This window comes from Neorhizobium sp. DAR64862/K0K3, from assembly GCF_050500185.1.
Taxonomy (GTDB): domain Bacteria; phylum Pseudomonadota; class Alphaproteobacteria; order Rhizobiales; family Rhizobiaceae; genus Neorhizobium; species Neorhizobium soli.
The window spans coordinates 39,155-61,334 of record NZ_CP191449.1 but is presented as its reverse complement, the minus strand read 5'-3'; the positions used below and the strand labels follow the sequence as shown (position 1 = coordinate 61,334).

Annotated in this window: 25 protein-coding genes and 1 pseudogene; 12 read left to right on the top strand and 14 right to left on the bottom strand. The window is 61.0% G+C overall.

The annotated features are described in order from the left end of the window. Nucleotides 1-9: 9 nt before the first annotated feature. The gene (locus ACQY1L_RS00395) at nt 10-804 is read left to right on the top strand and encodes a lysophospholipid acyltransferase family protein (protein WP_430242038.1); all 795 of its coding nucleotides are present in this window, start codon (nt 10-12) and stop codon (nt 802-804) included. Between the two features lie 10 nt (nt 805-814). Here the strand turns inward: ACQY1L_RS00395 and ACQY1L_RS00390 are convergent, their stop codons facing one another. Then, nucleotides 815-1,333, bottom strand: a complete 519-nt coding sequence (locus ACQY1L_RS00390; protein ID WP_092660949.1) for a gamma-glutamylcyclotransferase — start codon at nt 1,331-1,333, stop codon at nt 815-817. A gap of 53 nt (nt 1,334-1,386) precedes the next feature. Between ACQY1L_RS00390 and ACQY1L_RS00385 the strand changes: the two genes are divergently transcribed. Continuing rightward, the gene (locus ACQY1L_RS00385) at nt 1,387-2,391 is read left to right on the top strand and encodes a DUF2125 domain-containing protein (RefSeq protein WP_430242036.1); all 1,005 of its coding nucleotides are present in this window, start codon (nt 1,387-1,389) and stop codon (nt 2,389-2,391) included. 15 nt (nt 2,392-2,406) lie between these two features. Here the strand turns inward: ACQY1L_RS00385 and ACQY1L_RS00380 are convergent, their stop codons facing one another. From ACQY1L_RS00380 to ACQY1L_RS00370, 3 genes are all read right to left on the bottom strand, one after another. Further along, nucleotides 2,407-3,339 carry a prephenate/arogenate dehydrogenase family protein gene (locus ACQY1L_RS00380; RefSeq protein ID WP_430244023.1) on the bottom strand — a complete coding sequence of 311 codons (933 nt, stop codon included), beginning with the start codon at nt 3,337-3,339 and terminating at the stop codon, nt 2,407-2,409. A 16-nt stretch (nt 3,340-3,355) separates the two neighbouring features. Continuing rightward, nucleotides 3,356-4,459, bottom strand: a complete 1,104-nt coding sequence (gene hisC, locus ACQY1L_RS00375; RefSeq protein ID WP_430242034.1) for a histidinol-phosphate transaminase — start codon at nt 4,457-4,459, stop codon at nt 3,356-3,358. Between the two features lie 80 nt (nt 4,460-4,539). Beyond that, the gene (locus ACQY1L_RS00370) at nt 4,540-5,301 is read right to left on the bottom strand and encodes a class I SAM-dependent methyltransferase (protein ID WP_062461762.1); all 762 of its coding nucleotides are present in this window, start codon (nt 5,299-5,301) and stop codon (nt 4,540-4,542) included. Nucleotides 5,302-5,389: 88 nt separating this feature from the next. Between ACQY1L_RS00370 and gloB the strand changes: the two genes are divergently transcribed. Beyond that, nucleotides 5,390-6,160, top strand: coding sequence for a hydroxyacylglutathione hydrolase (gloB, locus tag ACQY1L_RS00365; RefSeq protein ID WP_430242032.1), 771 nt, complete (start codon nt 5,390-5,392; stop codon nt 6,158-6,160). 3 nt (nt 6,161-6,163) lie between these two features. After that, complete coding sequence (locus ACQY1L_RS00360) at nt 6,164-6,580, top strand: cupin domain-containing protein (RefSeq protein WP_113166682.1); 417 nt, start codon at nt 6,164-6,166, stop codon at nt 6,578-6,580. A gap of 39 nt (nt 6,581-6,619) precedes the next feature. Here the strand turns inward: ACQY1L_RS00360 and ACQY1L_RS00355 are convergent, their stop codons facing one another. The 3 genes from ACQY1L_RS00355 to ACQY1L_RS00345 all read right to left on the bottom strand — a co-directional run bounded on the left by ACQY1L_RS00355 (nt 6,620) and on the right by ACQY1L_RS00345 (nt 8,741). Continuing rightward, nucleotides 6,620-6,745, bottom strand: coding sequence for a hypothetical protein (locus tag ACQY1L_RS00355; RefSeq protein ID WP_256413811.1), 126 nt, complete (start codon nt 6,743-6,745; stop codon nt 6,620-6,622). Nucleotides 6,746-7,051: 306 nt separating this feature from the next. Further along, entirely contained in the window at nt 7,052-7,936 is an 885-nt protein-coding gene (gene yddG, locus ACQY1L_RS00350; RefSeq protein WP_430242029.1) for an aromatic amino acid exporter YddG, read from the bottom strand. Between the two features lie 28 nt (nt 7,937-7,964). Continuing rightward, nucleotides 7,965-8,741 carry a DUF3108 domain-containing protein gene (locus tag ACQY1L_RS00345; RefSeq protein WP_430261930.1) on the bottom strand — a complete coding sequence of 259 codons (777 nt, stop codon included), beginning with the start codon at nt 8,739-8,741 and terminating at the stop codon, nt 7,965-7,967. A 256-nt stretch (nt 8,742-8,997) separates the two neighbouring features. On the opposite strand from ACQY1L_RS00345, the gene rpmB reads away from it, so the two are divergent. Next, the gene (gene rpmB, locus ACQY1L_RS00340) at nt 8,998-9,297 is read left to right on the top strand and encodes a 50S ribosomal protein L28 (protein WP_430242025.1); all 300 of its coding nucleotides are present in this window, start codon (nt 8,998-9,000) and stop codon (nt 9,295-9,297) included. A 107-nt stretch (nt 9,298-9,404) separates the two neighbouring features. Further along, entirely contained in the window at nt 9,405-10,043 is a 639-nt protein-coding gene (locus ACQY1L_RS00335) for a queuosine precursor transporter (protein ID WP_430242023.1), read from the top strand. A gap of 305 nt (nt 10,044-10,348) precedes the next feature. Here ACQY1L_RS00335 and ACQY1L_RS00330 read toward each other — a convergent pair whose 3' ends face one another. From ACQY1L_RS00330 to ACQY1L_RS00315, 4 genes are all read right to left on the bottom strand, one after another. After that, nucleotides 10,349-11,323 carry an esterase-like activity of phytase family protein gene (locus ACQY1L_RS00330; RefSeq protein ID WP_430244021.1) on the bottom strand — a complete coding sequence of 325 codons (975 nt, stop codon included), beginning with the start codon at nt 11,321-11,323 and terminating at the stop codon, nt 10,349-10,351. Nucleotides 11,324-11,352: 29 nt separating this feature from the next. Next, the gene (gene cobT, locus ACQY1L_RS00325) at nt 11,353-13,269 is read right to left on the bottom strand and encodes a cobaltochelatase subunit CobT (RefSeq protein ID WP_430242021.1); all 1,917 of its coding nucleotides are present in this window, start codon (nt 13,267-13,269) and stop codon (nt 11,353-11,355) included. Nucleotides 13,270-13,321: 52 nt separating this feature from the next. Next, the gene (gene cobS / locus ACQY1L_RS00320) at nt 13,322-14,314 is read right to left on the bottom strand and encodes a cobaltochelatase subunit CobS (protein WP_092660946.1); all 993 of its coding nucleotides are present in this window, start codon (nt 14,312-14,314) and stop codon (nt 13,322-13,324) included. Between the two features lie 62 nt (nt 14,315-14,376). Next, a complete protein-coding gene (locus ACQY1L_RS00315) occupies nt 14,377-15,024 on the bottom strand; it encodes a J domain-containing protein (protein WP_062461786.1) in 648 nt (215 codons plus the stop codon). A gap of 116 nt (nt 15,025-15,140) precedes the next feature. Between ACQY1L_RS00315 and ACQY1L_RS00310 the strand changes: the two genes are divergently transcribed. Next, the gene (locus ACQY1L_RS00310; protein WP_113111775.1) at nt 15,141-15,422 is read left to right on the top strand and encodes a BolA family protein; all 282 of its coding nucleotides are present in this window, start codon (nt 15,141-15,143) and stop codon (nt 15,420-15,422) included. A 7-nt stretch (nt 15,423-15,429) separates the two neighbouring features. On the opposite strand, the pseudogene ACQY1L_RS00305 reads toward ACQY1L_RS00310, so the two are convergent. The 3 genes and pseudogenes from ACQY1L_RS00305 to ACQY1L_RS00295 form a co-directional block, all read right to left on the bottom strand. Beyond that, nucleotides 15,430-16,293 (bottom strand): annotated as a pseudogene (locus ACQY1L_RS00305) (transporter associated domain-containing protein); the annotation flags it as partial. Between the two features lie 20 nt (nt 16,294-16,313). Further along, nucleotides 16,314-17,444, bottom strand: a complete 1,131-nt coding sequence (gene aroB, locus ACQY1L_RS00300) for a 3-dehydroquinate synthase (protein WP_430242018.1) — start codon at nt 17,442-17,444, stop codon at nt 16,314-16,316. After that, nucleotides 17,441-18,046, bottom strand: a complete 606-nt coding sequence (locus ACQY1L_RS00295) for a shikimate kinase (protein WP_062581752.1) — start codon at nt 18,044-18,046, stop codon at nt 17,441-17,443. Before ACQY1L_RS00295 ends, aroB begins: the two co-directional genes overlap by 4 nt. A gap of 145 nt (nt 18,047-18,191) precedes the next feature. On the opposite strand from ACQY1L_RS00295, the gene ACQY1L_RS00290 reads away from it, so the two are divergent. The 5 genes from ACQY1L_RS00290 (at nt 18,192) to ACQY1L_RS00270 (ending at nt 22,143) form a co-directional block, all read left to right on the top strand. After that, a complete protein-coding gene (locus tag ACQY1L_RS00290) occupies nt 18,192-18,350 on the top strand; it encodes a hypothetical protein (RefSeq protein ID WP_092660944.1) in 159 nt (52 codons plus the stop codon). 28 nt (nt 18,351-18,378) lie between these two features. Next, the gene (xerD, locus tag ACQY1L_RS00285; protein ID WP_430242015.1) at nt 18,379-19,320 is read left to right on the top strand and encodes a site-specific tyrosine recombinase XerD; all 942 of its coding nucleotides are present in this window, start codon (nt 18,379-18,381) and stop codon (nt 19,318-19,320) included. Nucleotides 19,321-19,384: 64 nt separating this feature from the next. Next, nucleotides 19,385-20,338, top strand: coding sequence for an acetyl-CoA carboxylase carboxyltransferase subunit alpha (locus ACQY1L_RS00280; RefSeq protein ID WP_092659372.1), 954 nt, complete (start codon nt 19,385-19,387; stop codon nt 20,336-20,338). A 204-nt stretch (nt 20,339-20,542) separates the two neighbouring features. Continuing rightward, complete coding sequence (locus tag ACQY1L_RS00275; protein WP_430242013.1) at nt 20,543-21,901, top strand: L,D-transpeptidase family protein; 1,359 nt, start codon at nt 20,543-20,545, stop codon at nt 21,899-21,901. Between the two features lie 5 nt (nt 21,902-21,906). Continuing rightward, nucleotides 21,907-22,143: a sulfurtransferase TusA family protein gene (locus ACQY1L_RS00270; protein WP_062461809.1), complete on the top strand. Its 237-nt coding sequence runs from the start codon at nt 21,907-21,909 to the stop codon at nt 22,141-22,143. Nucleotides 22,144-22,180 lie beyond the last annotated feature (37 nt).

Here is a 22,180-nt window from a genome sequence, read left to right as displayed (position 1 = left end):
GCCCGCTCCATGCTTCTCATCCGCTCCGTCGTGTTTAATACCGCCTTTTACGCCAACATGATCCTGCGGATGATCGTGTTCGCGCCCTATTATTTCCTGGCCTCGCGCAAGGCCGCGTTCAGCGTTCCCAAGGGCTGGGCTTCGTCCAGCAACTGGCTGATGGGAAAGATCGTCGGCGCGACCTTCGAAATCGAGGGTCTCGAGAACATTCCGGAAGGCGGCTGTATCTTCACCCCCAAGCACCAGTCGGTGTGGGACACATTCGCGCTGATGCCCCACTATCCCGACCCGGTCTATATCTTGAAGCGCGAGCTTCTGTGGATCCCGCTGTTCGGATGGTATCTGGCCAGGCAGCGGATGATCCCGGTCAATCGCGGTGCCCGCGGCAAGGTCATGGTCGAGGTGATGAAGCGCACCAAGGAAGAGATGGACAGCGGCCGCCAGCTGATCATCTACCCTGAGGGAACCCGCCGCTCGCCTGGCGCCGAACCGGACTATCGCTACGGCATCGCCCGCATCTATCGCGATGCGAAGGTTCCGGTCGTCCCGGTCGTCGCCCATTGGGGGCTGTTCTGGGGACGCCGCAAGCTGGTGAAATATCCGGGCCATTTCAAGGTCCGGATCCTGCCGGCCATCCAGCCGGGAATGCAGCCGGATGCCTTCTACAAGCACCTGATCGAAACGCTGGAAACGGCAAGCGATCAGCTGCTGGTCGAGACCGTTGCGGCGAACCCGCATGTGCCGCTGCCTCCGACGGCGTCGAAACGTCTGGCGGAACTGAAAGCGCAACAAACGCCGGTTTGAGCGGGGAACTTCAGGCCGCAAGCGCTGCGGCAACCCCTTCCAGCCACAGGTCGCGAATACCGATCTGGGCGAGATGCTCGACGGTGTTGAACACATAGGCATCGTTGGGGCCGGACTGGCCGGCCGCGTGACGCACGATGCCAGCTGCTTTCTCGACATCCATCGCACCGGCATATTGCCGGTGCGAACGATCGACGACATAGGTGACGGCCTTCACCTGCCGCCCGTCCATCAGCGTGATCGGCACGATCTTTTCGAGATAGACATTGGTGACAAGTTCGCGACGACGCAGATACTCGATCGCATCGTCCCATTCGCCGCCAGCTACCCGGAAGGCCGCGCCCCTGCACGATCCGCCACGATCGAGCCCCATGACCAGACCCGGACGATCCGGCGTTCCACGGTGCACTGTCGACCAGATGCACAGCGACCGGCGAAAGCCGTAAACGCGGGCCTGCGCCTTCTCTTCGAACGGAAAGCCCGGGTTCCACATCAGCGATCCGTAGCCAAACACCCAAAATTCGTCCATATCGCACGCCATGCCGTCATCGAGATTTGCGAAAAGACCTTTGGGAGAACAACATGGCAGCGTCAAGCCGAAGCGGCGTCAGCAGAAAACTATGGATCCTGGCGAGTGCCGTCATTCTGGCGATAGCCCTTTATACGGCAGGCTGGTTCTATGCCGCATCGGTTCTGAAACAGAACACGCTGGCACTGCTGGGTAGCCAGCAGAAGCGCGGCATCGTCGCCGAATGCACCGATGCCGAATATCGCGGCTATCCTTTCCGTATAGGCCTGTTCTGCTCCAAGGTGACGGTGGATGACCGTGAAAACGGCATTTCGGGCACGTTCGGCGCTTTGCGCTCGGCAGCCCAGGTCTATGCGCCTGGTCACATCGTCTGGGAACTCGACGCACCCTCTGAAGTCCGCACCAGCCATGGCTTCTCCGTATCCACCACCTGGAAATCGCTGCAATCCAGTATCGCTGCCAAGCTGAAAGGCGTCGAGCGGGCGTCGATGGTCATCGAGGGCTCGCGCGCAAGCGTCGTTTCCGCGGCAAACACCCAGCCCTTCGACATCACCACCGACCGGACGGAAATCCACCTGCGCCAGAACGGCGACGATCTCGATGCCGCGATCTCGCTCGACGGCACCTCGACGACAGCCGAGGGCATGGCAGAGCTTCTGCCCAAGCTCAACGCTCTCGTGGACGTGACGCTTGCCGGTCGCGCCGGCATGATTGACGGCAGCGATCCGAACGGTACAGCACTCTACAATACCAAGGGCGAGCTTCGTTCCCTGAAGGCCGATCTCGGCGAGGGACGGGTTGCCACTATCTCCGGCCCCTTCTCCTTCGATGACGAAGGGCGCATGTCAGGCAAGCTCAAACTGCGCGTGGAAAAGATCGACGCGTGGCAGCAGAGCCTCGGCGAAGTGTTTCCGGATCTCGCATCGACCATCAAGACCGCGGCAAACATGCTGGCAGCGCTTGGAGGTGGTGAAAATGCCTCACTCGACATCACCATCCGGCGCGGCAAGGTTCTGGCGGGCGGGCTGATCCAGATCGGCGAAATTCCGCGGATCTAGTGCAGACAGACCTGCTTATTTCTTCACATCCAGTGCGTGCCGGCCAAAGTCCGGCGCGTCGACATCCTGCCCGGCCTGAATGATGGAGCGGCGAATGGTGCGGGTGCGGCTGAACAGTTCGAACAGCTTGTCGCCCTCGCCCCAGCGGATTGCCCGCTGCAGGTAGGCAAGATCTTCCGAAAACCGGGCCAGCATTTCCAGGATCGCATCCTTGTTGTGCAGGCAGACGTCCCGCCACATGGTGGGATCGGAGGCTGCAAGACGCGTGAAATCGCGGAAACCGGAGGCGGAATACTTGATGACTTCCGATTCGGTGACCGTTTCCAGATCATCCGCCGTGCCGACGATATTATAGGCGATGATATGCGGCAGGTGGGAAACGATCGCGAGCACCTTGTCGTGGTGTTCGGGATCCATCTCGTCGATGCGCGAACCGAGCGCCACCCAGAAGGCCTTCAACTGCTCGAGCGCCGCCTGATCCGTTTCCGGCAGCGGCGTGAAGATGCACCAGCGATCGCGAAACAGACCCGGAAAGCCCGCATCCGGACCGGACTTCTCGGTACCGGCCAGCGGGTGACCGGGAATGAAATGCACGCCTTCAGGCATATGCGGCGCCATCTGCGCAATGACGGAGGCCTTGGTCGAGCCGACATCGGTGACGATGGCACCCGGCTTCAGGCTGCCCGCGATCTGCTTGGCGACCGTTTCCGACGCACCAACAGGCACAGAGACAATGACGAGGTCGGCATCCTTCACCGCATCGGCTGCAGACGCGGTGTATTCGGTGCCAAGCTCCAGCTCTTCCGCCCGCTTCAGCGTCTCGCTACTGCGTGTCGAGATGACGACGTGATTGGCGAGCCCGAGCTCCTTCACGTCGCGCGCAATAGATGAGCCGATCAGGCCGATGCCGATCAGAGCGATCCGATCGAACTGCGGATGGGTCATGATGTCGGTCCCGTTGCTGTCAGCGTGCCAGAAATTCGCCGAGCGTTTCGATGACGCCGCGATTGGCTTCTTCCGAGCCGATCGTCATGCGCAGCGCGTTCGGCAGGCCATAGCCCTTGACGACCCGCAGGATATAGCCGCGGCTGGTGAGGAAGGCATCGGCATCCGGCGCACGCTTGCCGTCCACATCAGGGAAATGGATCAGCACAAAATTGGTGACCGACGGCGTGACCTTGAGCCCGAGCGTTTCAAATGCGTGGGTCAGCTTGTCGAGCCAGAGCGTGTTGTGCTCGACGGCCTTCTCGACGAACGCCCGATCGCGGATGGCCGCAGCACCTGCGGCAATCGCCGGCGCATTCAGGTTGAACGGTCCGCGGACGCGGTTGAGCGCATCGAGAATGGCGGCCGGGCCGTACATCCAGCCGATGCGAAGCGCCGCAAGACCGTAGGCCTTCGAGAAGGTCCGGCACATCACGACGTTCTTGCTGTTGGAAACGAGCTCGAGGCCGGCTTCGTAATCATTCTTCTTCACGTATTCCGCATAGGCCGCGTCGAGAACCAGGATGACGCTTTTCGGCAGGCCGGCATGCAGGCGGCGGATGTCGGATACCGGGACATAGGTGCCGGTCGGATTGCCCGGATTGGCGATGAACACCATCTTCGTCTTGTCCGTGACAGCGGCGAGGATCGCGTCGACATCGACGGTGCAATCCTTTTCCGGCACTTCGATCGCCTTGGCGCCGGCACCAGTGATCTGGATCTTGTAGACGAGGAACCCGTGCTGGGTGATGATCGCCTCGTCGCCGGCACCGAGATAGACATGGCACAGCAGGCCGAGCAGTTCATCCGAACCATTGCCGCAGATGATGTTGGCAGCGTTCAACCCGTGCACCGAGCCGATCGCTTCGCGCAGCGCCAAAGCCTGGCCATCCGGATAGAGTTCGAGGTGACGGGCTGCCTCGCGAAAGGCTTCGATCGCAGCCGGGCTCGCACCAAGCGGTGTTTCGTTGGACGAGAGCTTGAACACCCGCGCAACGCCGGGAGCATGATCCTTGCCGGGCACATAGGCGGCGATATCCAGAATGCCTGGACGCGGAACGGGCTCACTCGCAACGATGCTCATCGATTGGACCTTCTCGGTAATGCCTGTAGGCGGGGTATGCTCAGGCATTAAAGCTGAAAAGGCCCAATGTCGAGCCGGTTTTAAGAGCCTTTCGGCGTGTCGGGCTGCGTCCGCGTCGTCGGCACGCCGCGCGGTGCCATGACCGGCACGAACACGCGTCTCGACGCGCGGGCTGCCACCGGCAGACCCTGATACAGCCGCTTTTGCGCCTCCAGCACTATGACGCCGGAAAACACCGGCCAGAAGCGGCGACCGATACGATCGAAGACCTGACGCATCTTCATGATCGTCCGCGCCTTCGACGGCGGGAAAAACAGTGCCTCTGCGCTGGCGCCTGGCGTGAAGTTCGTCTCACGCATCAGCGTCGTCAACTGCCCGCGCGAATAGGGGCGACCGGAGCCGAAGGGCGTATGTTCCATGCGGGCCCAGACGCCGCGACGGTTCGGAACGACGATCACCAAGCGCCCGCCTGGCGCCAGCACCCGCCAGATTTCCTTCAGCGTCTCACGCGGATTTTCGGCAAATTCCAGCGAATGCACCAGCAGCACGCGATCGACCGAACTGTCCGGCAGCGGCAATTCCTCGTCGAACACCAAAGCCGTGCTCGAAAGCTCGCCCGGCGGCCAGTTCACCGCCCCCTGCCCGGCCGGCATGAAAGCGAAGGTGCGCTCGGTATCGGCCCGGAAGTGATCGAGATAGGGTACCGCGTATCCAAGCCCGACCAGACGCTCCTCCGGCAGGCGCGCCCAGAGCGACGACAAGGCCACGACGATCGACTGCTCGGCAAACCGGCCAAGAGCAGAATGATAGAACTCACGCAGATCGACGATATCGACGGACAAGATTAATTGCTCGCTGAAGGTGGTTGGACTTCAAGGCACCAGTCTCTACATTGTTCCACAAGTGGATTTGAGCAATAGGTGAGGCAGTATGAAGCCGTTGGAACTCGAAGTTTTTTCCTGCCGGAGCGATAATTTCGGCGTTCTCGTGCACGATCCCGAAAGCGGGCTGACCGCTTCGATCGATGCGCCGGAAGAAAAACCGATCATCGAGGCCGCCGCCCGCCGCGGCTGGACGATCACCCACATCTTCACCACCCATCACCACACCGATCACGTGGAAGCCAATCTGGCGTTGAAGGAGAAGTTGGGACTGGAGATCATCGGCCCCGTCAACGAGGCGGTGGCGATCCCCGGCCTCGACCGGACAGTCGCAGATGGCGACGAGTTTCATTTCGGCGACCATCTCGTTCGCGTCATCGAGACGCCAGGCCACACGGCCGGCCACATCTGCTTCCATTTCCCGGACGACAAGATCCTGTTTGCCGCCGATACGCTGTTTGCGCTCGGTTGCGGCCGCCTGTTCGAACGCTCCGCTTCCGACATGTGGTCTTCGCTGCAGAAGCTAGCTGTTCTGCCGGATGAAACGGCGATCTATTTCGGTCATGAATACACGCTCTCCAACGCTCGCTTCGCGCTGACGATCGACCCGGACAACGAGCGGCTGAAGACGCGAGCCGCCGAGATCGAGGCGCTGCGCGCCGACGGGAAGTTCACGATCCCGACGATGATGGGCCTCGAGAAGGAAACCAACCCCTTCCTGCGCCCCGCCGATCCCGCAATCCGCCGCAACCTGATCATGGAAAGCAAGACCAACGAGGAAGTGTTTGCCGAGATCCGCAAGCGCAAGGACAGTTTTTAAGCGATGTCGCCTCAAGAGATCATCACCACGCTTCACATGCAGCGCCACCCGGAAGGCGGCTGGTATGCGGAGACCTTTCGCGATGGAGACGGCACCGGGCGCGGCGCCTCGACGGCGATCTACTACTTGCTTCAGGCCGGCGAGAAATCGCACTGGCACCGGGTGCGCGATGCAGCGGAAGTCTGGCACTATTATGCCGGCGATCCGCTGCTTTTGAAGATCTCGGATGGAAAGACCGTCGAGGAAATCCGGCTCGGCGTGGATCTGGCCAGCGGCGAGCGGCCTCAAGCCGTGGTGCCGGCCGATGCCTGGCAGGAAGCAGAACCACTCGGCGCCTACACGCTGGTGGGCTGCACGGTCGCGCCGGGATTCGAGTTTGCGAGCTTCGAGATGGCAGCGCCTGGCTGGGAGCCGGGTTGAGGGCGTGCACATACCCGAGCACAAACCGGTGTGGAGCGCCTAGTCTTCCTTGCGCTTGCCATACTTCCGTTCGTGCTGTCGCACTGTGAAATAGGCATAGGCCCATCCCAAAGCCGCGATCGAGAGCGGAAGAACGATGAACGCATATATCTGCAAACCTGTCATAGCAGCTTCCTCAATATACGCTTGCCTCCCCAATGTAGAATAGCGGCGGCAAAAAGCCAACCGGGTCCCACAACCGAAAGTATAAAAGCGTTTCCAGTCGAGACTGACGGCGCATAGATCGCCGCGGCGATCGGAGCAAACACGCCAACCGTGAGACAGGACGTCGACGCCCGGTCGAAGGAATTGGCGACGTACTTGGTTCGTTCGTTATGGATGATCGACATCGTCGGCAGATCACTCGCTGTTGCGATGGCAATCTAGCGGATAAGTTGCAGGCAACACACCCAAAGCCTGACGCTCAGGCTGCTAATCCGCTTCGACAGCTTTCGATTTCGGCCGCAGCATATCACGTGCAGCAAGCACCGCTCCACCGGTGATCAGCACGCAGGCCGCGAGAATGCGCCAGTCCGGTTCGGCAAAGCCCGAAAGCACCAGGATCAATGTCGAAAGCAGCGGCGCGGCATAGCTTGCGGCGCCGATCACCTGGATATCGCCGTTCTTCACGCCGTAATCCCAAGCGTAGAAGGCAGCGCCAACCGGCAGCAGGCCAAGGCCGACGACCGCCGCCCACTGGCTGGCGTCCGCCGGCCATATCGTCGTCTCCAGCGCCAGATGGCACACAAGCGACAACAGCGATGTGGCGAGGCAGAACCCCGTCACCACATCGGTCGAGACACGATCGAAGCTGCGGGTGAGAAGCGAATAGCCTGCCCAGGTGAAGGCGCAGATGAAGGCCATGCCATAGCCCAGCGTATAGGCCCCGTCGAACGACAGGCCGTTGCGCGAAACGATGGCAATCGAGCCGCAAAGTCCGGCAATCGCACCGGCGACATGGTACCAGCGCAGCCGCTCGCCGGGCAGAAGCGCCGAACCGACGACGATGAGCAGCGGCCAGAGATAGGCGATCAGCCCCGCCTCGACGGCCGGCGCATTGCGCAGCGCGGTGAAATACAGGAAGTGGTAGCCGAACAGTCCGCCGATACCGATGATCCAAACCTTGGCAGGTTGCTTTAGAAGCTGGATGCGCTGCGGCCTGAAGGCGAACAGGATCAGCCCCGGCAGACTGCCGATCGCAAACGTCATCGCGTTCATCTGGAAGGGCGGAACCTTGCCGGATGCCGCCGTCATCAGCGCCAAAAGCGACCACATCAGAATGGCCGTAAAACCGATCAGCGTCCCCCGGATCTTCACTATGCCTCCTTCGGCATAAGCCGATCTTCTAATCGCCGATCTTCACGGCCGTCACGTAGAGCGGCCCCATCCTGGTCGGGATACGGGCATAGACAGGAGCATATACATTTGCGCCATCGGCCTTGGCAAACCAGATTTCCATCGGCGTCTTGCGCAGATACTCGATATCGGTGCGCCCGCGACGGAAACCCGATTTCGGCGTGTAGCGGATCGAGCAGACGATGGCCTCTCCCTTGAACCCTTCCGCCGCAAACGGCTTGGTGCCCATCGGTGACAGCACCAGATCCATGCGCGATTCACCGTCATAGATCGGCAACCGGTTCGGGCAGATCTTGGCATCTGCCGGAAAGATCAGCCCGCTCAACGGGTCGAGCACGGCGCGAAGATCCTTGTCCGTCGCCGGCACCCAGTTTTCCCGGTTGCGGCGCGGCGGCGGGGTGATCTTCGTATCCGTCACGTTGCCGTTGCTGTAGGAGATATCGTAGACGCGCTTCCGCTTTCCGACATTGTAGACGAGACTGTAGCGGTCGGCCTGCAGCTTTTCGCCCTGGATGCGACCCGTCACGCTGGTTTGCGCAGAAACCTTGCTGATGATATCGGCGATACCGGCAGATTTGAACGTTCCGTTGATCTTGTACTGCCCGCCGTCGAATTCGCTCGAAAAGCTCGCTGTCGCGATCGGCAGTATCCCGAGCGTGATACTGTATTGGCTGACCTGCCGGGTTTCGGCCGCCATCGAGGGCGTTGCTGCACCGAAACTCACAAGAGAGGACAGGGCGACGGCGAAATATTTGCGAGAAAGCATGAACGGCCCTGACGGATGAGATGGAAGCGACTTGCCTGACGAGTGTGACTGACCATAATGGCAAGAAAACAGCGATGTGCCAGCTGCAAAAGCGCCAAGCGACGCCTTGAGAGTCCGAAACGCACGGTTTTGGCTTGACGCGCCGGACCCCACTGACTATAGAACCGCAACTTTCCACTCAGGACCAGTTGGATCGGCATGTCGGGCATTGCCCGGAAATTGCTTCCAATTGCAGAATAGAACAAAGGTGTATCCCATGTCTCGTGTATGCGAACTGACCGGCAAGGGCGTAATGACCGGCAATAACGTCAGCCATGCCAACAACAAGACCCGTCGTCGGTTCCTGCCGAACCTGTGCCAGGTCACTCTGATCTCCGATTCGCTCGGCCAGCGCTTCCGTCTGCGGGTTTCCGCTCACGCGCTTCGCTCCGTTGAGCATCGCGGTGGTCTCGACGCTTTCCTTCTGAAGTCCAGCGAGACTGAGCTGTCCATGCGCGCTCGTCTTCTGCGTCGCCAGATTGCCAAGAAGACTGCTGAAGCAGCGACTGCTGCTTAATCAGCGTCTTTGACATCACCGGCTTTGAAGAGGGCTTGACCGGATAACCGGACAAGCCCTTTCTCATGGCCATATCCGCAACTGGTGGCATACCCCAGGATAAAAAAATGCAAGCGAAACGCTATACCCTTATCTATGCCCTGCTGATGGCAGCGGTCGTCGTCGCCTCGAACTTCCTCGTGCAGTTCCCTGTCACAGGAAGCCTTTTCGGAGTAGCCCTTGGCGATCTCCTGACCTGGGGCGCTTTCACCTATCCCTTCGCCTTCCTCGTCACTGACCTTACCAACCGCCAGTTCGGAACGACAATCGCACGCCGCGTGGTTCTGGTCGGCTTTATCTTCGGTGTGACGCTGTCGCTCTGGGCATCCGCCCCGCGCATCGCGATCGCGTCGGGCACCGCCTATCTGGTCGGCCAGCTTCTGGACATCTCGGTGTTCAACCGCCTGCGTCGCCAGTCCTGGTGGCAGGCGCCGCTGGCAGGCTCGCTGCTTGGCTCGGCACTTGATACGCTGCTGTTCTTCTCGCTGGCCTTTGCCCCTGTTTTCGCCTTCCTCGGCGCCAATGACGACTTCGCCGTCGGCTGGTCTCCGATTCTGGGCGCGCTCTCGACCGAAGCCCCGCGCTGGGTCTCCTGGGCGCTCGGCGACCTCGTGGTCAAGATCCTGGTGGGCATCGCGCTGCTGCTGCCCTATGGCGCGCTGATGAGCGTATTGCGGCCGATGCCGCAGGTTGCTCCGACAAAGTAGTCTCTGACAGCAACTAGGGGAGCCTCAGGGCTCCAAAGGATGCTGACAAAGGCCTTATCTAACAGCTCAGCAGATCACTTGGGAACTCGAGCCGGTTGCCCCAAACTCCCTCATCCTCGCCCTTGTGGCGAGGATCCAGTAAGCTCAAGTCCTTGAGCTGAGTGAGTCTTTGACCCGACAGACGTCGGGTCGCTGGATCCCCGCCACAAGGGCGAGGATGAGGGAGAGTGGGGTATCGCTCTCGTCAAACAAGCTTTTTCAGAGTTTGCCAGCAGTCCGGGGAGCTTGCGGGTGCTCCCCCTCTCTCATTCCGCGAGCCGGAATTCCAGCATCAGATTGCGCTGCAGGAAGTTGCCGTTGTCGTCGGAGACGAGGATGAGATGGGGGCGGCCGTCGGGCGCCTCGATCACGTCGAGACCTTCCATATTGTCGATCGCGGAGGTCATGTCCGCTTCCAGCAGGACTTCGCCGTCGATTAGGGCACCCGGACGGATCTCTGCGGCATCGAAGCGGCGGATGCGCATGCCGAGGCCGCCGAGGAAGCTGAAGCGGCGCTCCAGCAGCAGGAAGTCACCATCCGGCAGAAATGCGCCATCGGTCGCGTCATAGGGATCGTGACGGACGATCTTGAAAACGCCCTTCAGCGGTCCTTCGAGAATGGCCGCAAACATGTTGCCGTTCTGATCGAGGCTGTGTTCCGTCACCGTGACGAGCGAGCCCTTGAGCGGGCTGTCTTCAGGCGAGAGCGCCAGCGTTTCCATGCCGGCGTTCATCCGCAATTCCCTGCGGGGAAAGACGAAGTCTATCGTGCGGGTCGGACCGGAGGTCTCGAAACCAGGATCCGGATAGGTATCGATCCGGTGCAGCTGCTCGAAGCTCACCACCGCCTCCCCCTTACGCAGGGCAAGACCCTCCGCATCCGAATGGAACTTCGACCCCGGCCGCCCGCCTCGGTAAAGCAGTGGCGAGACCTGCAGGCGACTGAGGCCCGAAAGACGGCCCTCCGCATCCCGTTCGATCTGGCCGGTCAGCCAGTGACCGGTATCGAGCACCGAAACGAAACTCTTACCGTCCGGCCGGAAGCGGATCGCCGATAGCGATTGCAGCGTGCTGTCGTTTGACGAGAACTGCAGTCCGCCTAGAAATTCGAGCTTGCCGAAACGAGTGGCATCGGAGCCCGTCTTGAAACGGGATATGGTATGGACGGTTGCCTCTATGTCAGGACCGGCGGCACCGGCCGGCAGAGCGAACACTGCGGTCGACATCAGAGCCGCAGCCACGGCCACGAGGAAGAATTTCACCGAAGCCCTCAGCCTGCCCGTCGCATACGGCCGCCGCGCGCACCACGACCGCCCTGTGCCGACGACTTGTCGGCAAACAGTTCGGCCAACTGCTCGGTCATCGCGCCTGCCAGTTCGTCTGCATCGACGATGGTGACAGCATTGCGATAGTAGCGCGTCACATCATGGCCAATACCGATCGCCAGCAGTTCGACCGGAGACTTGGTCTCGACCTGTTCGATGACCGCACGCAGGTGACGCTCCAGATAATTGCCCGGATTGACCGACAGCGTCGAATCGTCGACCGGTGCGCCGTCGGAAATCATCATCAGGATCTTGCGCTGTTCCGGCCGCGCGATGAGACGGTTATGCGCCCACATCAGCGCTTCGCCGTCGATGTTTTCCTTGAGCAGGCCTTCGCGCATCATCAGGCCGAGATTTCGGCGCGAACGGCGCCATGGCGCATCGGCGGACTTGTAGACGATGTGGCGCAGATCGTTGAGACGGCCGGGCGTCGCAGGCTTGCCGTTTGCAAGCCAGTTCTCGCGGCTCTGGCCGCCCTTCCAGGCCTTGGTGGTAAAACCGAGGATCTCGACCTTGACGCCGCAGCGTTCCAGCGTGCGCGCGAGAATGTCGGCGCAAGTTGCCGCAACCGTGATCGGACGGCCGCGCATCGAACCGGAATTGTCGATCACCAGCGTCACGACCGTATCGCGGAACTGCGTATCGCGTTCCTTCTTGAAGGAAAGCGGCTGCATTGGGTCGATGATCAGGCGCACGAGGCGGGCCGGGTCGAGATAGCCCTCCTCCAGGTCGAAATCCCAGGAGCGGTTCTGCTGCGCCATCAGGCGACGCTGCAGCCGGTTGGCCAGACGGCCGACGGCGCCCTGCAGATGCGCGAGCTGCTTGTCGAGGAAAGCGCGCAGCCGGTCGAGCTCCGCTTCGTCACACAGCTCTTCGGCGGTGATCTCCTCGTCGAACTCCTGCGTGAAGATGTGATAATCCACCTTCTCGTTGAAATCGTCGAACGGGCTGTTCGGGCGGCGGGTCTCGCCTGGGGTCTCGGAGTGATCGTCGCTTTCGTCGGACATCTCCTCGTCCGACATTTCGGCGCCGTCCATCTCGCCTTCGTCCATGTCGTCGTCGGCAACGTCGCTCTGTTCGGCGGGCGCGGCGTCCGATCCGGCTTCTTCCTCGACTTCCTCGTTCTCAGTCTCGCCGCTGCTCGGCTGTTCCTCGTCGTTCTGGTTGTCGATTTCCTCAGGCTCGCTGTCGTCGCTGGCGAGATCCTCGGCCATCTGCATGGAGGACAGCATGCGGCGCACGACCTTGGAGAAGGCCTGCTGGTCCTCGATGACATTTCTCAGATTGTCGAGATCGCCGGACGCCTTGTCCTCGATAAACGGACGCCAGAGGTCGAGCACCTTGCCGGCGCTTTCGGGCGGCTTCACGCCGGTCAGCTTTTCGCGCACCAGCATGGCGATCGCTTCGCCGATGGGTGCGTCTTCCTGACGCTCGATGCCAGTGAAATTCGCCTTGGCGTATTTTTCCTGATGCATCGAGTTGAGGTTGGAGGCAACGCCGGTCATTCGCAGCGCGCCGATCGATTCGATCCGGGCCTGCTCGACCGCATCGAACACGGTGCGCGCATCCGATCCCTGTGGCGCCAGATTGGCGTGCACGGCCGTATCGTGGCAGGCAATCCGCAGCGCCATAGAATCGCCGAGGCCGCGGGTGACGGCCAGTTCATGGGCCGTCGGGCGCCTGGAGATCTCAGGCAGACGAATGCGATCACCGGCAAGTCCGGGGCGCTCGTTGGCGAACGACACCTCGACCTCGCCATTGGCGGCAATCGACCGGACGCAGCCGGTGATCGCCCGGCGCAACGGCTCGGTATCGACCATGCCGCTGGACTTGGGCTTCGAATTGTCTCCACGACCTGACATGGCCTGCATTTCCTTCGCTTGGCGAGTTAGGTCACGCCCCTGCCGACGTTCATTAAGCGCCGAGAACCATGTTCGCGGCACTTTCCTTGAGCTCGACGCCGAAGGCGCGCTGATACTGTTCGGCCACCAGCGTGCGCTCAAGCTCGTCGCACTTGTTGAGGAAGGTGATGCGGAAGGCAAAGGCGACATCACCGAAGATCTCGGCATTCTCGGCCCAGGTGATGACCGTACGCGGGCTCATCACGGTGGACAGGTCGCCGTTGATGAAGGCGGAGCGGGTCAGATCGGCGACGCGCACCATCTTCGACACGGTTTCGCGACCTTCAGCCGTCTTGCCGAACGACTTTACCTTGGCGGCAACGATATCGACTTCCTTTTGGTGCGGCAGGTAGTTCAACGTTGTCACGATCGACCAGCGGTCCATCTGTGCCTGGTTGATCTGCTGGGTGCCGTGATAAAGGCCGGTCGTATCGCCCAGACCAACCGTGTTGGCGGTCGAGAAGATGCGGAATGCCGGGTGAGGACGAATGACGCGGCTCTGGTCGAGAAGCGTCAGGCGGCCCGACGATTCCAGCACGCGCTGAATGACGAACATCACGTCCGGACGACCTGCGTCGTATTCGTCGAACACAAGTGCGACATTGTGCTGGTAGGCCCAGGGCAGGATGCCGTCCTTGAATTCGGTGACCTGCTTGCCGTCCTTCAGCACGATCGCGTCCTTGCCGACGAGATCGATACGGCTGACGTGGCTGTCGAGGTTGACGCGCACGCAAGGCCAGTTGAGGCGGGCGGCAACCTGCTCGATATGGGTCGATTTGCCGGTTCCGTGGAAACCGGACACCATGACGCGGCGGTTATGGGCAAAGCCTGCGAGGATGGCGAGCGTCGTGTCGCGGTCGAACAGGTAGTCCGGATCAAGGTCCGGAACGTAAGGGTCGCCGTGGCTGTAGGCCGGAACCCTCAAATCGGTATCAATGCCGAAAACATCCCGGACAGATACTGTGGTGTCGGGAAGGTTGGAAATGTCTAAGTCTATCTTGCTCATCATAACTCCAGGGCACGGGCAAATGCCCGGCCTTCATCCTCGCTGCCATATGTTTTTACGGCTTAGCAGAAACCCGCCTGCTTCAACAACTGGTATGCTTGAATGACAGCGCGAAAACGGTCTTCAGAACCGCGGTCTCCGCCATTGGCATCCGGGTGGTGCTTCTTGACCAGTTCCTTGTAGCGCCGCTTGATATCGGTCGAATTCGAGTTTGCCGCCAGTTCCAGCGTATCGAATGCCTTGGCTTCCAGCGTTTTCAGCTTGCGCCCCTGCGTCTCGAACCGTCCGCCGGTGCCCGCACGGGCCTGGGAAACAAAGCCGAACGGATCTTTGAAACGCTGCTGCGCGTAAGCAGTTCCGCTGGCGCCGCCGGCACTGGAACGCGCGCTTGAATGCAATGGCCCGTCTTTCGCCGCCTTGTTGACGCCAACCGTCCAGGTGGGGCGATGACCGGTGATCGCTTCCTTCTGGTAGCGCGCAATCTCGCCATCCGACAGGCCGGAGAAATAGTTGTAACCCTTGTTGTATTCCTTCACATGCTCGAAGCAGAACAGGAAGAACTGTCCTTCCGCATTTCGACCCACGGGCGCGCGGTGGGCGCCGGGCTTGTCGCACCCGTCCCACTGGCAGGTCGGAGCCTGCGCAGCCGTTTCCTGCTGCCTGTTCCGGCGCGTCCGGATCCGGTCGAAATATTTGGAATCGAGTTTCATAAGGCTCCTATTATGGGGCCGCCGAGAAGTCGGGACAAGAATTGACAAACCGGTTTGTTGCTGGTTTCTGAGATGCCCTTCTGCGTCGCCCTGTCTGCCATCAAAGGAAGCCGAACATGACCGTAAGAGCCCGCATCGAAGCTACGCTTCGCGACAACCTTGCCCCCGATCGGCTCGAGGTGATCGACGAGAGCCAGCATCACGCCGGACATCAGCCGGATATTACAGGAACCGGCGAGACCCATATGCGGGTGCGGATCGTGTCTCCGGCATTTGCGGGAAAGAGCCGTCTCGACCGGCACCGGGCCGTGAATGCGCTGCTGAAGCCCGAACTCGACGCAGGCCTGCACGCGCTGGCGGTGGAAGCCGCGGCACCGGGCGAAGCGACGCGCTGGTAGCGGAGACCTATTCGCCGGGCAGCGCTGTCTCGACTGCCGGGCGGATTCTGAGCCGCGTGATGCGGTTCTTCTCGCGCTTCAGGACGATGAAGCGCTTGCCGTGGAAGGTGAAGGCCTGCCGCTCTTCGGGGATGAGCTTTGATTCGTGGATGACGAGGCCGGCGATCGTCGTCGCCTCTTGATCGGGAAGGCTCCAGCCGAGCGCCCGGTTGAGATCGCGGATCGGCACCGAGCCATCGACCAGGATCGAGCCATCCGCTTCCTGGCGCACGCCACGGACCTCGATATCATGCTCGTCTGCGATATCGCCGACGATTTCCTCGAGAATATCCTCCAGCGTGACGATGCCCTGCACCTCGCCATATTCGTCGACCACGACGGCGAAATGCACCTTGCGCTTCAGGAACGCTGCAAGCTGATCCTTGAGACTGGTACTATCGGGCACAAACCACGGCCGCTGGGCGATCTTTACGACATCGACAGGGGCCCCGTCGGCCTCCACGTCGGCAAGTGTGCGCAACAGGTCCTTGGCATGCAGCACACCGATAATGTTTTCGGTCGAATTGCGCCACACCGGCATGCGGGTATAGGGGCTTTCGAGCACGGTGCGCACCAGAACCTCAGGCGGATCGTCGGCGTTCAAGGCGCGCATGACGGTGCGGTGCCGCATCACGTCGGAGACTTCGAGCTCCTGAAGCTCGAACAGACCGCTCAGCCGGTTGCGGTCCCGCTGCACCGGATCGCGCTCGCGGTGCCTGGCCTCGAGTGCGGAATGCAGATCGTCGCGGTCCGCAAAGACCAGCGTTTCCGGCGACAGCGTCAGGCCGGACATGCGAAGCAGGCGGCGGATGACCGCGTTCAGCAGGCGCGATGGCAGGCTGCGTTTGGCGCTCATCGGCTCCGCTTTTCGTCAAGGAAGCTCAGCACTTCGGAAGACGGCACATCATCAGCGACGAAGGACTGGCCGATCCCGTGGGTGAGGATGAAGGTGAGCTTGCCGCTCTTGACCTTCTTGTCCTGCGCAATCGCATCGAGAAGCCTCTGCGTCGGCGGCAGTTCGCCCGGAATATCGCTGATCCTGGTCGGCAGGCCGACGGCTTTCAGATGCGCCTCCACGCGGCTTGCATCATCAGGGCTTGCAAGGTTCATGCGGGATGAAAACTGGTAGGCCAGCACCATGCCGATCGCGACGCCTTCGCCATGAACGAGGCGCTTCCCATCATATTCGACGGCGGCTTCCAGCGCATGGCCGAACGTGTGGCCGAGATTGAGGAGCGCACGACGGCCGGTCTCGCGCTCGTCTTCGACCACTACATCGGATTTCGACTGGCAGCTTCTGGCAATCGCCTCGATCCGCTCGGGCTCGCCTGAGAACACGGCCTTCCAGTTCTTTTCCAGCCATTCGAAGAAATCCGGCTGGTCGATCAGCCCGTATTTGGCGACTTCGGCATAGCCTGCGCGAAACTCCCGCTCCGACAGCGTGTCGAGTGCTGCGGTATCGGCGAGAACCAGATCCGGCTGGTGGAAGACGCCGAGCAGGTTCTTGCCGTGACGGGTGTTGATGCCCGTCTTGCCGCCGACGGACGAATCCACCTGCGCCAGAAGCGAGGTGGGGATCTGCACGAAGCGCACGCCGCGCCGCACGATGCCTGCCGCAAAACCTGCGAGATCGCCTATCACGCCGCCGCCAAGCGCGATCACGGCATCGTTACGTTCGATCCGGGCCGACAGAACCATGTCGCACACCGTTGACAGGTGTTCGAGGCTCTTGGTCTTTTCGCCGGCCGGCAGCGTCAGCGACACGGCTTCGATGCCATCGGTCTGGAGGCTGTCCATCAGCGCTTCGAGATAGAGCGGTGCCACGTTTTCGTCCGTTACGATCGCCGCGCGCCGGCCTTTCAGCCGCGACGTGATCTCGCCGCCGGCGCGCTCGATGAGGCCGGGGCCGATCAGAATATCGTAGGCGCGCCCTTGGAGCGGCACATGCACCAGGCGTTCGGAAGCACGGGAGAATTGGTTCATGGCATGTCACCTGTCTTTGCAAGGCCGGCCTTGGGAAGCCCGGCCAGCGCTTTTAGCACCTCGTTGACCATCACGTCCTTGCGGACATTATGCGACAGCACGGTGAGATCGGCTTCGGCATAGATCGGGTAGCGCTGGATCATCAGGTTCTCCAGCGTCTGCTTCGGGTTTTCGGTTTTCAGAAGCGGGCGGTGATCGCGCCGGTTGACGCGCTCCCACAGAACATCCAGATCCGCCTTCAGCCACAGCGAAACGCCGCCGGCCTTGATCTGCGCGCGGGTCGCCTCGTTGATGAAGGCACCGCCGCCGGTCGAGACCACCCGCGGTCCCTGCTTCAGCAACCGCTCGATGACCCGCGTTTCCAGTGCCCGGAATTCCGTTTCGCCGTATGCGGCAAAAAGCTCCGAGATCGTCATGCGGGAAACTTTTTCGATTTCCGCGTCGGTATCGACGAAGGGCACGTTGAGCGCCTGGGCGACCAGCTTTCCGATCACCGACTTGCCCGCTCCCATCAGACCGACAAGGGTCAGGTTGCGGCCATCGAGTGCCGCGCTCGCCCGCTGCTTGAGCGACTGTTCCGCAATGGATGCAACTTCGTTCATCGTCTCGTCCGTTTGCGAAACGGTATCGACAAATGCGGGATGGGCGTCAAGCCGCGCGGCGCCTGAAACACCGCCCTCACCGTTTCTTCTTGTCGATCTATAAACATTTACGGATATAGTGCAGCGCAACGAAGCGGAGTTCTCGATGCCTACCCTGTTCCGGTTTCTATTCGTGCTCGCGGTCATCGCTGGCATCATCTACGGAAGCATGGTGGCACTGGTCTTTCTGGTGGAGCCGCGCGAACGCGATGTCACCGTGCGCGTGCCCTCCGAACGGCTGAACCCGCCCGCCCAGAAGCCCTGACCGCCCGAATAAGGGCTAGGACGTACCGATGGCAGACCTGTCTCGCGCTCACATCGAAGCCTTTCTGGAAATGATGAGCGCCGAACGCGGTGCGGCGATGAACACGCTTTCGTCCTATGAGCGCGATCTGGAGGACATGCATTCCTTCCTCGCGACCCACAAATCGACGCCGTCGTCTGCGCAAAGCGCCGATCTGTCGGCCTATCTTAGCCATCTCGGCAAGCAGGGCTTTGCCGCGTCCTCGCAGGCAAGACGCCTTTCTGCCATGCGGCAATTCTACAAGTTCCTCTATGCCGAAGGCCTTCGGACCGACGATCCGACATCCATTCTGGACGCCCCGAAGAAGGGCCGTTCGCTGCCGAAGATCATGACCGAGGCAGACGTGACACGTCTCTTAAGTCTTGCCATCGAGGAAGCGGCACAGCCGGGACCCGATCAGATTTCCCGCGCCCGCATGCTGGCGCTGCTCGAGCTTCTGTATGCAACGGGGATGCGGGTGAGCGAACTCGTCTCACTGCCCGCAAAGGTGCTGGACCAGGAAGGCCGGTTCCTGATGGTGCGCGGCAAGGGCAACAAAGAACGGCTGGTGCCGCTCTCCCGCTCGGCCATCGCCGCGATGAAAGTTTATGGCGAAATGCGGTGCAGCCGCGAAAAAGATGCGGAGAGCATCTGGCTCTTCCCTTCCAGCAGCAAGGAAGGTTATCTTCCCCGCCAGGTTTTCGCCCGCGACCTCAAGGGACTGGCGGCGCGGGCGGGCTTAAAAACCGCTGCGATCTCGCCGCATGTGATGCGTCACGCCTTTGCAAGCCATCTTTTGGCAAACGGCGCAGACCTTCGAGTGGTACAGGAACTGCTTGGACATTCAGACATTTCCACCACTCAAATATACACTCATGTCCTGGAAGAACGGCTTCGCCAGACGGTGCAAACACATCACCCTCTTGCAAAACAGGCCAAAAACCGGGATTAGAAGCCCCGATCGAAAATTGGAACGCTACGTTCCTCAAGAGAAAAACAACCGGAAACCGGATCTCATGCAAACGTATCTCGACTTCGAAAAGCCAATCTCTGACCTCGAGGGCAAGATCCACGAGCTCAAGAAGCTCACGGACGAGAATGAAGGCATAGACACGACCGACGAGATTACCCGCCTTGAAGGCCGGGTGAAGGAAGCGGTCAAGGACATCTATTCCAAGCTCGGCGCCTGGGAGAAGACGCAGGTTGCCCGCCATCCGCAGCGCCCGCATTTCGTCGATTATGCCGCAAAGCTGTTTACCGATTTCACGCCGCTTGCCGGCGACCGCAATTTCGGTGAAGACGCGGCGATCCAGGCAGGCCTTGCCCGTTTCAACGGTATGCCTGTCGCGCTGATGGGCCAGGAAAAGGGTCACGACACCAAGAGCCGCCTGAAGCACAATTTCGGCAGCCCGCGTCCCGAAGGCTATCGCAAGGCGATCCGCATCATGGAAATGGCCGACCGCTTCGGTCTTCCGATCATCTCCCTGATTGATACGGCAGGCGCCTATCCGGGCGTCGGCGCGGAAGAGCGCGGCCAGGCGGAAGCCATCGCCCGCTCGACGGAAATGTGCCTTGGCGTGAAAGTCCCGTTGATCTCCATCGTCATCGGCGAAGGCGGCTCCGGCGGTGCGATTGCCATCGCCACCGGCAACCGGGTCTATATGCTCGAGCACTCGATCTATTCGGTCATCTCGCCGGAAGGCGCCGCCTCCATCCTGTGGCGCGATTCGACCCGCGCCCGTGAAGCTGCGACTAACATGAAGATCACCTCCGACGACCTGAAGGGTCTCGGCATCATCGACGAGATCATTCCGGAGCCGATCGGCGGCGCGCATCGCGACCCGGAAACCGTTATTGCTGCCACCGGCAAGGTGATTGCTTCGGCTCTGGAAGAACTTGGGAAGCTCTCCGGCATCGAGTTGCGCAACCAGCGCCGGCAGAAATTCCTCGATATCGGCCGCAACCTGTAGGATTAGGCGTAAAACCGATCGTCTGCCCCTGAAATTGCCAAAATCGCCGGTATAGGACTTTGGCAATTGCCGGTGTGCGGTGAAAACCGCGGCGGTTTCGCTAGACAGCCGCGTGCAAGCGTTTAAGAAGATGTAAAGCTTACCGTCTTATTGATCGTGTCTCGTACGGTTTTGTTCGCCATTCCTGATATGTGGTTTGTCTCGATGCGCCTGAAACACATCGCCTTCGCCCTTCTTATCGCAACGGCCCTTACCGGCTGTAACGATACGCTGGACTCTGCAAAGATCGATCTCTCGACCGTCAAGAACAAGAAGGAGCAGCCTCTTCCTTCCAGCATCGTTGCCGAGATGCAAAAGAGGGACATGCCGCGCCAGTCGCCGATCATGATCCGCATCCTCAAGGAAGAGGGTAAGCTCGAGATCTGGAAGGCGAAGGCCGACAACCGCTTCGACGTCATCAAGAGCTATGACATCTGCGCCTGGTCCGGAAAGCTCGGACCGAAGGTGAAGGAAGGCGACCGTCAGGCGCCGGAAGGCTTCTACAGCCTGACCCCTGCGCACCTGAACCCCAATTCGCAGTATTACCTCGCCATCAACACCGGCTTCCCGAACCGCTACGACGCCGCCAACGGCCGCAGCGGCACCAATCTGATGATCCACGGCGCCTGCTCGTCGTCGGGTTGCTACTCCATGACCGACGAACAGGTTCTGGAAATCTACGCCTTTGCACGCGACGCCTTTAAGGGCGGCCAGACCTCGATCCAGCTGCAGGCGCTTCCCTTCCGCATGAGCGCGGAAAACATGGTGCGCCACCGCGACAACCAGAACTATGACTTCTGGAAGATGATCAAGACCGGCTACGACAATTTCGAAGTGACGAAGCGCCCGCCGGAAGTGAACGTCTGCGAAAAGAAATACGTCTTCAACCAGCAGGCGGACAGCAACGGCAAGTTCGCACCGGCCGCCGCCTGCCCGACCATGTCGACGCCGCCGACGCTGGTATCCGCACTGTCGTCCTATTCCAAGACCTACGAACTCGCCTATCAGAAGGCGATGGACAAGTATGACGGCAAGGTCTGGTACGAACCGACGGAAGCCGAGCGCAAGGCCGTCGTTGCCGGCAAGCGCAAGGGCCGTGAACTCGCCTATGCGCCGACAGGCACCTCGCTGGAAGCCGGCAAGCTGCTGAGCCAGTCGGAATTCAAGCAGATGATGGAAAAGCGCATGGCCTCGGGCGGCGAGAAGCCGGCGACCACCGTGCTTGCCTCCGCTGGCCCGACGTCTGCCCGTACAGCCTCGATCAACGAGCGTATGATGGTAAAGCAGGACCGCCTGCCTGCAACGACGACCGGCTCGATTGCCAATACGCAGTTGCGTGGCGCCCAGACCGCCAGCGTTCCATCGGCGCCGGCACCACAGGCTGCAACGCCGACCGTTCAGACAGCGCAGGGCACGACCGTTGCCGTTCCTGTGCCGGAACAGAACCCGCTTGCCTATACGGCAACACAGCCGGTGACCGAGACCGCCAAGAAGCCCGCCTGGAAGTTCTGGTCCAAGGACTGACGCCAGTGCCTGGGGAAGCCCTCGGAGAGACCTATGATCTTCGCGGGCTGAAATGCCCCCTGCCCGTGCTGAAGACCCGCAAGCGTCTGAAGTCCATGGAGACGGGCGCGTCTCTTACCCTGGAAACCACCGATCCGCTTGCAGGCATCGATATCCCGCATTTCTGCAGCCAGGACGGCCACGTCCTGCTCTCGTCCGAGCGGACCGAGACGGGCCACAGGTTCGTGATCCGCAAGGGTTGATTGCGCAACAGCATCAAATCGAAAATTGGAACTGGCG